The sequence below is a fragment of the Paenibacillus sp. ALJ109b genome (assembly GCF_010747435.1).
Classification (GTDB): domain Bacteria; phylum Bacillota; class Bacilli; order Paenibacillales; family Paenibacillaceae; genus Paenibacillus; species Paenibacillus taichungensis.
Genome location: NZ_JAAIFP010000006.1, coordinates 207,700 through 220,400 on the forward strand (window position 1 = coordinate 207,700; position 12,701 = coordinate 220,400).

Below are 12,701 nucleotides of genomic sequence, written 5' to 3' on the forward strand. Positions count from 1 at the left end.
AATGAATCATGCCAAACAAGACAAGGCCATTGGATTTACAGTCCAATGGCCTTGTCTCATTATATAGATAATTAAAATCTCTGATTAATTCACTGTACGTTCCTGTTCCAACTGATCATAGGACTGCTTAATGGTTGTTAATGTTTCTACATGCCGATAGATGTTGTTCCCTGCGGTGACGAGAATACATAGCATGATCAAGCCTATTAGCACTTTTTTACCCAGCCCCGGACGAAGATCGATGACGAAGCCCCCACCGAGGAGGAAAAACGCAAACAGATAGTGTCCTGCATACAGGTACATATCGTATTGAAATACCGCCAGCCCAAAACCAACAACGATATGAAGTAAAAATGCAAACAGAATGTATGGCACAAGTGTCCACACTTCCCGTTCACGGATGCCTTTAATAAACCCAGTGAGCGCCAGCAGCAGAATAAAAATACCCGTGAGCTGAACATAGATCGGATTGGAACGGGATAAATCCGTTACAAACGCGACCATGCCCGGGTCCAGCAAGTGCACTTTCGGTGACAGCATTGGATTAATCGTTAGTAAGCTTAAAGCCTTCCAATGAACTGCGAACTGGAATGGAGTGGCATAGCTTGTTCCCCCATTTTGAATACCAAGCAGCCAATTGCTGACCCAACTACGACCGCCAAACGCGATATACTGTATCCCTGTCAATACTACAATGAAGGCAACAGCCAGTGCCATAATCCCGATATACTTTTTCCAACCAGACTTGTTACGCCACGTACGCAAATTAAAAAACATGGCAGCCGCAAGCGGTACAATGTTCGTCGATGTCAGCCCAAAGTTGATGGATGCCAGCAGCGCATTCGGGATGTAACGAACATCTTTGCGTTCACGGGTGTACTGCATATACAGCACAGAGAATAGGATAACAAATTGTACGTACGGATACGAATCCGGAATCAACGCGGTAAACATCAGATAGGAGCTGAAACCGAACAATAAAGCGAAAAGTAACGGTGTAGTGATTTGTTTATCTTTTTGACTCAAAAACAGAAATACCAGTACAACCGAACCCGCATTCACAAGGGACTGCAGGACAAGAAAGAACCAATTTCCGCCCAACAGTTGAGCACCTGCTTCAAGTGTAACCGCCAGGAATGAAATTAACGGATGAATCACCGAAGAACTGTTATCTCCATAATACATGGAAGGATCGAAGTTAAATAAATTAAGTGGGAACTGTGTCGTACTAAATGGCGTGTATGAACCAAGAAGATCTGCTTGATTCGCAATGTACGTCACGTAAGGTCCATTCATGAGAGCGTAAAAAAGAGCAAAACCCGCAAACAGGCAAAATGCCGTCCAATTGGTCCTGCGATTATAAAATATGTAGTCCAAAAATTTCATGCGTTCACATCCAGTTTCAATTATTCTAGAAAACCAATAAGCACAACCCACCCATAATACAAGCGACACCGATCCAGCGCAAAGGACCCACTGTTTCCTTAAAGGCAAAGCGCGCTATAATGAGCGTCCACACATACGTTAACGCATTGGCAGGCAGCACAACCGTTAAGGGAAGAAATTTCAACAATACAATGTTCAGCAGCGCACCTGCACCATAGAATCCAAGCCCCATTAGAACATGCAGCTTTTTGCGGCTAATGGCGTAGGCTTTCAAACCCCCTCCCCCCATTGCTCCACACAGGGTCATTGCGATCAGTACAGCAATCATCCAGCTATCGATCAACACTGGTCAACGTCACCCCGATTCCAAGCAGCACAACAGCGGCCAGCTTCTGCACCGTAATTTCTTCTCCTAGCAAAAAGTATCCATAGATCAGCGCAAACACATAGCTCGCACACATCAAAGGATAGGCCACAGACAGCTTTTCCAAAGCAAAAGCCTTGATCATCAAAATGGCACCCAGTCCATAACAGAGAAAACCGATGCACAAATAGACCCACTCGGTCAGTCCCCACTTCCAGAACAGTTGGCCCGTCGCTGTAAGAAAAGCGGAGACAAGCATCAACAGCTTGCCTGTATGGCGCCCTTTTATCTCCCCCACGACAATGCCTCCATCTCTGGCACATGCTTGTTAATAAAGTATCGCTGACTCACCAACTGCATCACTGGAAGATCGGATAGGGAGTCGGAGTAGGCGCAGGATTGATCATAATCAATCACCATCTTTTTCTCATCCAGATAGGCCTGAATTCGGCGAACCTTCTCATCCCCTTTGCAATTGCTGCCTTCAATCCTACAGGTATAGCCATTCGAGTGACGAACCAGATCGGTACCAATGACATGATCCACCCAGGGAAAATTTTTAAAATATTTCATATAGGCATGCGGTGATGCGGTCACCAGCAAAACATGATAACCTGCTTCCTTACGGTGCTGCATCTCTACACTTGCCTCAGCAAAAATGGCAGTACGCAATCGTGTATCAAAAAAATGCTCCAGATCTTTTTCGGACATGCGCTCGATGCTTTTGAAATAGGAACGTTTGACACGCTCAACGGTCATCAGACCTGCCTTGAACAACGCGGTATGAAATGCAATTACAGGCAATCTCCATACCTGCCATGGGTAACGCCGAACGCCGTAATGTACAAACTGGAACATGGAATCTCTGCGTATAATCGTTTTATCAATATCAAAGATGGCGACTTTAGTGCTTTTCACCCTGATCCCCCTCTACCTTCCAAACTCAAACTTTTATTCAAAAATAGCAAAAATCGAAATAACACTTATGACATACAAAATAACCGTGATCAAGATGGGCTTGTCCTCAAATAGAACTCGATCAGGCGAACCACCTTGATTCTTCATATGAATCAGATACAGATAACGGAACATGCCGTATATGACCAAAGGAATCGTCCACATTAAATGAATGGTGCGATCGGATGTGAACGTAAAGAGCGAATAACTGATAATGGTCGCCGTTGTGACGATGGTATTGAACTGATCCAATAACGTAATCGAATAGTTATCTAATACTTTCCGATGGGAACCGGTATTTCCCTCAAGCAGGGTAAGTTCATTCCTACGTTTGCCAATGGCCAGAAACAGGGACAGCAACATCGTACAGATGAGAAACCACGGCGTAAATGGTACATGGATCAGCACACCGCCCGCAATCGCACGAAGCACAAACCCTGCCGCAATGGTCATCATATCCAGAATAACGAGATGTTTCAGTACAAATGAGTACGACACATTCAAAAGGAAATAAACAATACATAACACTCCGAATAACGGGTTCATTACGAAGGCTGTACCGACCGAAAGAATCAATAACAGAATTCCAAACAGCAAGGCGTGAGCCGGATTAACCTGTCCAGAAGCAAGGGGACGGAACATCTTCACGGGATGCTGACGATCTCTATCGCGATCTACATAATCGTTTAAAATATAAACGCAGCCTGCAACCAGGCTAAATAAAATAAAACCTAGTAAAGTCGATAGAATGGTCTCTGTGCGAATCTCCTCAAAAGAAAAAAGCAGAGCGGCAAATAACAACAAATTTTTGGTCCATTGTTTTGGCCTCAATAATTTAAGCAATCCTGAAATGGTATTGCCTGTCCCTGCAGCAGGTGTAGACACGGTACTGGTACGTGATGATAACAATTTCCATAACTCCCTTCAAAAGCAACTTCTGACTTATATAAATAACGTAAAGATCTAATCATATGTTGCTTGTATAATTTTGTAAAGGGATTACAGGAAGAATTTATATTTTTTTGCATAAAAAAAGAGACCGTTCTCGGTCTCTTTTTTCTCTACATCATTATGATTATGTGAACTCAATTAAAATTCGAATTGCACGTCGCTCAGGCGGCGTTTAATTTCAGCGATAACACGTTTCTCTTCCTCTTCCCCTTTAGCTTCAAAGGTAACGGAGAAACGAACAAAGTTACCGGCATCATCCCAAGGCACCGAAGAAATCAGTTTCTCACGGATCAGGAACTGGGAGAAGTCTTCACCTGATTCAAAGCGGCGGCCTCCAGCAATACCTTTTGGAGCTTCAACATAAAGGAAGAAGGAACCTTTAGGTTTCTCAGCCTGGAAGCCCAGCTCGTTCAGTGCAGCTACCAGCAGGTCGTGACGACGGGAATATTTCTCAGCGATTTTTTCCGTGATTTCCGGGTGGTTCAATCCATAAGCAGCAGCCTTTTGGATCGCGATGAACTGACCGGAGTCATTGTTGTCTTTTACGTCGCTGAATGCTTTAACAACAAGCGGGTTACCTGCAACAAAACCAATTCTCCAGCCTGTCATGTTATAGGACTTGGACAAGGAGTGCAATTCCACGCCCACATCCTTCGCACCAGGTACAGACAGGAAGCTGAACGGTTTTTTGCCGTCATATGTCAGTGCTGCGTATGGAGCATCATGCACAACGACTACGCTGTATTTCTTCGCCCATTCAACCACTTCCGTAAAGAACTCCACGGTAGCACTCGCCCCCGTCGGGTTATTCGGGTAGTTCAGATAGAGCAACTTCGCACGTTTCGCGATATCTTCTGGAATAGCCGACAGATCTGGCAGGAAATTGTTCTCCTTGGTCAACTGGATATTGAATACTTCACCACCCAGGTATTTGGTGTGTGTACCCATAACCGGATACCCTGGCACCGTCATAATCGTTACATCACCTGGATTGATAAAGCAAGAAGGCATCATCGCCAAAGCTGGCTTAGAGCCGATGGAATGCACGATTTCAGTTGATGCATCGATACCTTCAACATTAAATACATTTTTCAGGTAAGCAGCTGCCGCTTCCTTGAATTCAGGAATACCGTTATCCGCGTAACCACGGTTTTCCGGTTTGGAGGCTTGCTCCGCCAATGCAGCTACGATGCCTGCATCTGCCATCTCGTCCGGTTCACCTACGCCGAGGTCAATCAGTTCTACATTGGGAAAATCTTTTTTAGCCGAAGCTTTGGCACGTTTGATTTTCTCGAATTTATAGATGTTGGTGTCTTTACCATAGTTGGAGCCGCCAATACGGTCGGCAAAATTAGTCTGAATGTACGTTTCCTGATATTTATCGATACTCATGATTTTGTTCATCTCCTCATTTGACGCAAATTTCTACACTTTAATATGAAGCATTTGCGCGTTCAAAACCATGGACAAATTATCCGAACATTTGTACTTTCTCGAGCTGTCAGCGGCTACGCAGTGAGGCCAGAACATCTTCCATATCCTGCGGAAGCGGAGCTGTAAATTCAAGGTATTCTCCGGTCGTTGGATGTACAAAACCGAGAATCGCGGCATGCAGGGCTTGTCCCTGCATTTTGATTCCTTTGTTACGACCATACGTCGGATCACCAACAAGCGGATGACCTATAAATTTCATGTGAACACGAATCTGGTGGGTACGCCCTGTCTCCAGTTTCAGCTCCAACAACGTGTAGTCATTGATGCGCTCGGTGACGGTAAAATGCGTGACCGCATGTTTACTGTTACGCTCTGTAACGGTATACATTTTGCGATCATTGGTATCTCGACCAATTGGTGCATCAATCGTACCCTGATCATGGCTAAGATGCCCATGAACGAGTGCAATATATCGTCTATTCACACTATGCTCTTTGAGTTGAGCGGCCAGCGAGGCGTGAGCACGATCATTTTTGGCAGCCATAATTAGACCTGATGTGTCCTTATCAATCCGATGCACAATACCCGGACGCAGTTCGCCGTTAATGCCTGAGAGATCTTTACAGTGATACATCAGTGCATTAACAAGTGTTCCTGACGTATGTCCTGGTGCTGGATGTACAACAAGGCCACGCTGTTTGTTGATAACGATCAAATCACTATCTTCATATACCACTTCAAGTGGGATATTTTCAGCAATAATCTCTACAGTCGTCGGTTCAGGGATCAGAAGCTCTACCAGATCGCCTTCAGATAATTTGGTGTTAGCTTTGACTTTAGCCCCGTTCACCGTTACAAATCCGTCTCCGATCCACAATTGAACTTGGGAGCGCGATACGTTATCCATGGATTCTGTAATATATTTGTCAATTCGTTCTTTATTATGTTCAGCAGCAACCGTCCATTCCATACGATCATTGCCATTCAAGAGTTCATCGTCATGCGTTGACGTGTCTCCGTTAGTCTGTTCTTCATTTTGCGATTTACTCATGATGTTCATTCCCTTCGACCTTTGCGGCTGCTTTCTCGCGCCGTCCTTCAAGCAACGTTTCTACAATAATCAGTACCACACCGATACAGATCGCTGAGTCGGCTATGTTGAAAATGGGAAACGTATAGCTACCAAAATTAAGCTGGATAAAATCCACCACTTCTCCGGTCAAAGCCCGATCCAGGAAGTTACCAATAGCTCCCCCAAGTACCAAACTAAGCGCTACAGGCAGCAATTTGTGCGGAGTATCTTTTACCTTTTGTAAATACCAAACCAAAGCCACCACGACAACTAGTGTAACCACAATAAAGAACCAGCGTTGATCCTGTAAAATACCAAAAGCTGCACCTGAGTTACGATGTGATGTGATGACAAAGAAATTGCCAATCACCGGAATTTCATCTCTAAGTTCCATCCGGGTTGCAATTAGGAACTTCGTTCCCTGATCGACTAAAAATACGATAAAAGCGAGGATATAATACACCACGTTTGTTTGTCACTCCGTTCTTGTCTTTTCCAAACGATACCAGGCTTTACGCCAGACTTGTTCATTGTAGCACAGCTGTTTGGAAATCGTCCACGACGCGGTTAGCCGCAGCCTGGATGGCAAAAACGATAACATTTCCCTTCTGTAATTCTGCACCAAATGGTACATCCTACAACAGAGTTAAAATCCGGAGTTCATACGGAACAGAAAGGGGAAAATGATGTCACATTTCACTGCCAAACAACTGCAATCCTTACGTTCCCAATTGATAACAGAAAAGCGCGATATTGAACATAGACTGGAGCAGAACGAACATTATGGTCTTGGTGATTCCATGAAGCTTCAGACAGGTGAATTATCACCGATTGACAACCATCCAGGTGATGTAGCTACCGAGATGTATGAGCGCGAAAAAGATATTTCCCTGCTGGAGCATGATGAATTTCAATTGGAGCGCATCGATTCTGCCCTGCATTCCATCGAAGAAGGCCATTATGGAACTTGCGCTGTGTGTCAGCAACCTATCCCCTATGAACGCATGCAAGCTGTTCCTTACACCAAATACTGCAAAAAGCATCAACCTGAAACGGTTGTCTCTGAAAATCGTCCTGTCGAGGAAGAATTCCTCGCCCCTGCCTTTGGCCGCACAAGCCTGGATGAACGTGATGACCAGAACGGTTTTGATGGCGAAGACGCATGGCAGATTGTTGAAAGTTGGGGTACCTCCAATACTCCCGCTATGGCTGAGGGACGCGACATCGACAGTTATGACGTTATGGCGATTGAAGCCACTGACGAAGTGGAGGGATGCGTTGAGGCATATGAGAGCTTTGTTGCAACCGATATATACGGTCATGACGTTTCCATCGTGCGCAATCGGCAATATCGACAGTATCTGGAGAACCGCGAAGGCGAAGGTCTGTTAGAACCGGATGTCGAGTCAGATGACTCGTATTAACCTACGGGTAACCTAATAAGTGTTTAATTCCAACTGTCGCTGCACAATCCGTACAATATCTGCGATGTAATCACCCACGATGGGCAGATTAAGCGCGCCTAGCACTTGTAACACATAAATAATCGTTGCTGCAAAAAAAGTAAAACCGATGGCAATCCCCACGCCCCTTGCGGCGCCAGACAACAGATTAAGTCCGATCAGCTTCCACGGCCGGTTCAGTAATTCCGTATACTGTGCGATTCGTGAACGTTCAAGTTCATTCGCGAGCCGGTTAGTGAGCTTGTGAAGTTCTTCAATCTTGTCCTCCGCATTCTTGGAATGCGTCGTGGATTCTGAATTAGATGGCGATTGGGTATCCTGTTCGTTCATAATTTACTCAGTTCCTTTGATGTATATAGAATGGTCTGCACAATAGAAATCATTGCCCATTTGCTGAAAAACCAAACGAGCCAGGACACAGGATTGATCTCCTGCATCTGAGGCTCGTTGGCATGTCTGTCTCTATATACTGTCCTATTTGAAATAGAGTTACTCTGTCCCCGTTAAAGTCTGACAGAGCAATCCTTTCTCCAGGAACGCCTTACGTGAGAATTACTGCATTACCCCTCGATATAAACACCGATGGCTTTGCCTCCAGCTTCAATGCGTTGCATTAAAGCATTCGTTCCGAAGGTAACTTCGGTAACGAGCACATTCTCACGCAGCACATGATCGAAGGCCTTAATTGCTTCTTGTAAAGAAGAGTCTACATCCAGCGTCAAACGTACTCTTTTCTCAATCGGCAGATCCAGCTTCTTCCGTGTGTCTTGAACTGCACGAATGACTTCACGGACCCAACCTTCCTGTTCAAGTTCTGCTGTGATCTCCGTATTGAGAGCTACCGTCAGACCATAGCCGGATGCCGAGGCAAAACCGGATTTGGCTTGTTTCTCCACCAGCAGTTCTTCACCCGTCACTTGCAGCTCTTCACCTTCCGGAGAAACAACGTTCAGAAGATTTTCTGTCACCACTTTACGCGTCTCATCTGCTGACATTCCCTTGAAGAAATTCTGCAGGAAGCCTACGTTTTTACCGTACCTTTTACCCGCTACTTTCAAGTTCAGCTTCAAAGTGAAATCAACGAAATCCGCATCATCATGCTCGGTACGAATAGTTTTGACATTGATCTCATCCTTGATGATCTCTTCATAACTTGCCAGATCGAAGCCTTTATCCAGAGAAACGATCAGTTCGGACAACGGTTGACGTGTCTTGATTCCTGTTTCGTTACGGACATTACGGGCAAGTTCCACGATTCGGCGTGCTGTCTCCATATCCTGCTCCAGATTCAAGTCAATCAGCGTTTCATTGGCAACCGGATAATCATCCATGTGCACACTCTCACCGGTAGTCAGGTTCAGATAGATATCTTCTGCAAGCATTGGTGTGAATGGAGCCACGAGTTTGGCAGTAGTCACCAGCACCTCGGTAAGTGTACGGTAAGCGTCCAGTTTGTCTTCTGTCAATCCGCTACCCCAGAAACGGTCACGTGAACGACGGATATACCAGTTACTGAGTTCATCTACAAACGCTTCAATGGCTTTGGAAGAGTTCAGATAGTCGTTAACAGCCAGCGCTTTTTCTACAACGAGAATCAGGCTGTTCAGTCTTGACAAAATCCAGCGGTCCAGATTGTGTGAAGACAACTTGAACGGATGCTCCTGTGGATCAAATCCATCAATCGTAGCATACAGCGTCAGGAATGCATGGGTGTTGACCAGCGTATCCACCATTTTTGATTTCGCTTCGCCCACGATGCCTTTGGAGAAACGTTTGCTGTTCCAAGGTGCGCTGTCAGACAACAAAGCCCAGCGGAATGCATCTGTACCGTATTCTTCGATAACTTCCCAAGGATCGATAACGTTACCTTTGGATTTGGACATCTTCTGTCCGTTCTCATCGAGAACGTGGCCTGTTGCCATAACCGCTTTATAAGGTGCTTTGCCTGTCAAAAGTGTAGATACAGCCAGCAAGCTGTAGAACCAGCCACGTGTCTGGTCAATTCCTTCACAGATCATGTCTGCCGGATATTGCTGTTCGAATATTTCTTTATTTTCAAATGGATAGTGCTGCTGGGCGAACGGCATGGAGCCGCTGTCGAACCAGACATCGATCACTTCCGGTGTACGTTTCATTTCATATTTGCCACAAGAGCTCATGACTTTGACGTCATCTACATACGGCTTATGCAGCTCCAGATTCTCAGGCACGTCGCCGATGGCACGAGCACGCAGTTCAGCGATGCTATGCGGAGCGAATTGTTCACCTGTCTCTTCACATACCCAGATGTTCAGTGGCGTTCCCCAATAGCGGTCACGGCTGATATTCCAGTCTACGAGATCTTCAAGGAACTTCCCGAAACGCCCGTCACGAACGTGGCCTGGGTACCAGTCTACTTCACTGTTATTGGCGATCAGCTGATCCTTGATTGCTGTTGTTTGGATAAACCAGCTGTCCATTGCATAGTACAGAAGTGGGGTATCACAACGCCAGCAGAACGGATAGCTGTGCTCATATTTTTCTTTGCTGAACAAACGTCCTTTTTCAGACAGGTATCTTACGATATCAATATCGCAATCCTTAACAAAACGTCCGGCAAAATCAGTTACCTGTGGCACAAACTTGCCTTCCAGGTCCACCATGTTCACAAAGCTGATGCCATTCTCACGACATACACGATAGTCATCTTCACCATGTGCTGGTGCCATGTGTACAATCCCTGTACCACTTGCATCGGTTACAAAACCTGCACCCAGGATGATGTTTGCCTTCTCAGCCTGCACGTAATTGAACGGAGGATCATACGTTTTGCCAACCAGGTCAGAACCTTTCAACGCACCGATGATTTCATATTCACCTTTGGCATCCTTCATGACTTTCTCAACAAGGTTAGTCGCCATGATGTACACTTCATTGTCCTGACGAACACGGGAGTAGTCCATATCCGGATTCACGGCAAGCGCAACGTGTGAAGGCAATGTCCAAGGCGTTGTTGTCCAGGCAAGCACGAATTCGCCGCTGTCATCCAACTTGAATTTGGCTGTAGCACTGAGGTCTTTCACGTCTTTGTACCCCTGGGCTACCTCATGGGAGCTAAGTGTAGTCTGACAAGACGGACAGTAAGGACTCACACGGTGACCGCGATACAGCAGGCCTTTTTCATGAATCGTCGCCAGAATGTTCCACACACTTTCAATGTAATTGTTGTCGAGTGTGATATACGGATTATTCATGTCGGTCCAGTAGCCGATACCTTCCGTCAGATCGCGCCATTGTTGTTCGTATTCGAACACGCTCGCTTTACATTCGTTAATGAATTTTTCCACGCCATAATCTTCGATTTCCCACTTGTGGGAGATGCCCAACTTTTTCTGAACACCCAGTTCTACAGGCAGACCATGTGTGTCCCAGCCCGCTTTACGAACGACGCGGTAACCCTTCATCGTGTTATAACGTCCCACGAAATCCTTGATTACTCGTCCCAGTACGTGACCGATATGTGGTTTACCGTTGGCTGTTGGTGGTCCCTCGTAAAATACGAAATTCGGCTTGCCTTCCCGGTTTTCGATGGATCTTTTGAATGTATTCTCGGTTTTCCATTTGTTTAACACACGTAGTTCTCTTGCACGTGCTTTCTCTTTGACGTCAACTCGTTGCATGATAATCTTCCTTTCGAGATATAGTTGTGGACCGTCCACAAACAGCGTTTCAATCCCCCTAAATCCCCCTTACCAAGGGGGACCCCATAGGCGCTCCGCCCTCTGGACACCCGGAATGGGTTGTCTTTGGCGGGAACTGCGGCGGCGTTGGCGAGGGTGTGTATGGTGGAGTCGGCCCTCATGCGGCTGTCCCCTTCGGGAACGCCGCAGGGCCTTACCGCGAGAACGGAGTTGCCGGACGCTTCGCTCCTCAGGCTTGTCGGCTCTCTCCTTGAGGCACCTTCGGGCCTCATGGGCGTTCGCCTTAGCGAAACCCCAGTTGCCGGACGCTTCGCTCTTCCGGCGGCGGGCTCTCTCCTTGAGGCACCTCGGGCCTCATGTACTTTCGCCTTAGCGAAACCCCAGTTGCCGGATGCTTCGCTCTTCCGGCGGTCGGCTCTCTCCTTGAGAGACCTTCGGCCTCATGCACGTTCGCCTTTTTTTGGACACAAAAAAACCTCATCCCTGGAAAGGGACGAGGTTATGCTCGCGTTACCACCCTAATTCTGTTCATCACAAACCACATCCAATATAAATTGGGTATGCTCTGTCATCAACAGCGCTTATGCCCCGCTTAACTACAGCAGGGTGCCGATATAACGTTCGGCTCACGGTTTCGCTTACACACGGCCAATCCTTCACCGCTTCAGCGTCACTTCTCCGGGGAGATATTCGGCTATAACTCATCCATTGGCTTGCACCAGACGCCAACTCTCTGAGGGATGAGATCATAACGTACTGAACCCGTCATGGAATCACTATTCATTATGAATATAGTTATAGCCTCTTTACAGGCAAAAGTCAACCAGGCGGATAGACTAATAAATTTCCTTCATTTCCCGCTCACGGTCACGGACTTCCTGCTCCCGGCTCTCCAGCGCTTCCCAACCATCCTGAGTCAACAATTCAAGCTGTGCTTCCACAAGTGTACGGAAACGGGCACGATAGATGGACGCCTGCTTTTTCAGCTCTTCGACTTCCAAAGCAATTTTGCGTGATTTAGACAAAGATTCGTTTACGATCCGGTCCGCATTTTTCTCGGCTTCCTTCACGATCAACTGTGCTTCTTTTTTCGCATTGTTCTTCACATCATCTGCAGCTTCCTGCGCAATGATGATCGTTTTGCTCAGCGTCTCTTCAATCGTTGCAAAATGATCAAGCTTCTCCTGAACGGACAGCAACTGATTGCTCAGCTCTTTGTTTTCGCGAATGACGCCTTCGTAATCTTTGATGACTTGATCCAGGAATTCATTGACCTCATCCTCGTCATACCCGCGCAAGCGTCGGGAAAATTCCTTGTTGTGTATGTCCAGCGGCGTTAATGGCATGCTGTCCACCTCCTGTAAAAGTTCCTTCCCGGACTGAGAAGGTTTGCA

Annotated in this window: 12 protein-coding genes and 1 other annotated feature; of the genes, 1 reads left to right on the top strand and 11 read right to left on the bottom strand. The window is 46.4% G+C overall.

Annotated elements, in window-relative coordinates; genetic code table 11:
• Positions 1-84 precede the first annotated feature (84 nt).
• The 8 genes from G3352_RS07210 to lspA all read right to left on the bottom strand — a co-directional run bounded on the left by G3352_RS07210 (position 85) and on the right by lspA (position 6,630).
• Positions 85-1,296 carry a DUF6080 domain-containing protein gene (locus G3352_RS07210; RefSeq protein ID WP_240342971.1) on the bottom strand — a complete coding sequence of 404 codons (1,212 nt, stop codon included), beginning with the start codon at positions 1,294-1,296 and terminating at the stop codon, positions 85-87.
• Positions 1,297-1,411: 115 nt separating this feature from the next.
• Positions 1,412-1,732 (bottom strand): DMT family transporter, encoded by a 321-nt coding sequence (locus G3352_RS07215; RefSeq protein WP_345940735.1) that lies wholly within the window; start codon positions 1,730-1,732, stop codon positions 1,412-1,414.
• On the bottom strand, positions 1,719-2,009 hold the full coding sequence (locus G3352_RS07220; RefSeq protein WP_163755410.1) for an EamA family transporter: 291 nt from the start codon (positions 2,007-2,009) through the stop codon (positions 1,719-1,721). The genes G3352_RS07215 and G3352_RS07220 overlap by 14 nt, the downstream gene beginning before the upstream one ends.
• A 26-nt stretch (positions 2,010-2,035) precedes the next feature.
• Positions 2,036-2,668, bottom strand: a complete 633-nt coding sequence (locus G3352_RS07225) for an HAD-IB family hydrolase (RefSeq protein WP_163755297.1) — start codon at positions 2,666-2,668, stop codon at positions 2,036-2,038.
• Positions 2,669-2,701: 33 nt separating this feature from the next.
• Positions 2,702-3,616 carry a decaprenyl-phosphate phosphoribosyltransferase gene (locus G3352_RS07230; RefSeq protein WP_205524744.1) on the bottom strand — a complete coding sequence of 305 codons (915 nt, stop codon included), beginning with the start codon at positions 3,614-3,616 and terminating at the stop codon, positions 2,702-2,704.
• Positions 3,617-3,796: 180 nt separating this feature from the next.
• Entirely contained in the window at positions 3,797-5,050 is a 1,254-nt protein-coding gene (locus G3352_RS07235; protein ID WP_113053859.1) for an LL-diaminopimelate aminotransferase, read from the bottom strand.
• Positions 5,051-5,159: 109 nt separating this feature from the next.
• Positions 5,160-6,143 (bottom strand): RluA family pseudouridine synthase, encoded by a 984-nt coding sequence (locus G3352_RS07240; protein ID WP_143764570.1) that lies wholly within the window; start codon positions 6,141-6,143, stop codon positions 5,160-5,162.
• The gene (lspA, locus tag G3352_RS07245; protein ID WP_024628399.1) at positions 6,136-6,630 is read right to left on the bottom strand and encodes a signal peptidase II; all 495 of its coding nucleotides are present in this window, start codon (positions 6,628-6,630) and stop codon (positions 6,136-6,138) included. Before lspA ends, G3352_RS07240 begins: the two co-directional genes overlap by 8 nt.
• Positions 6,631-6,850: 220 nt before the next feature.
• Here lspA and G3352_RS07250 point away from each other — a divergent pair, with 220 nt between their 5' ends.
• The gene (locus G3352_RS07250) at positions 6,851-7,588 is read left to right on the top strand and encodes a TraR/DksA C4-type zinc finger protein (protein ID WP_163755299.1); all 738 of its coding nucleotides are present in this window, start codon (positions 6,851-6,853) and stop codon (positions 7,586-7,588) included.
• 12 nt (positions 7,589-7,600) lie between these two features.
• On the opposite strand, the gene G3352_RS07255 is transcribed toward G3352_RS07250, so the two are convergent.
• The 3 genes from G3352_RS07255 to G3352_RS07265 form a co-directional block, all read right to left on the bottom strand.
• Positions 7,601-7,957 carry a DUF5665 domain-containing protein gene (locus tag G3352_RS07255; protein WP_063567857.1) on the bottom strand — a complete coding sequence of 119 codons (357 nt, stop codon included), beginning with the start codon at positions 7,955-7,957 and terminating at the stop codon, positions 7,601-7,603.
• Positions 7,958-8,187: 230 nt separating this feature from the next.
• Positions 8,188-11,286 (bottom strand): isoleucine--tRNA ligase, encoded by a 3,099-nt coding sequence (gene ileS / locus G3352_RS07260; RefSeq protein WP_163755302.1) that lies wholly within the window; start codon positions 11,284-11,286, stop codon positions 8,188-8,190.
• A 507-nt stretch (positions 11,287-11,793) separates the two neighbouring features.
• Positions 11,794-12,085, bottom strand: a binding site (T-box leader).
• 58 nt (positions 12,086-12,143) lie between these two features.
• Positions 12,144-12,653 (bottom strand): DivIVA domain-containing protein, encoded by a 510-nt coding sequence (locus G3352_RS07265; protein WP_063566974.1) that lies wholly within the window; start codon positions 12,651-12,653, stop codon positions 12,144-12,146.
• Positions 12,654-12,701 lie beyond the last annotated feature (48 nt).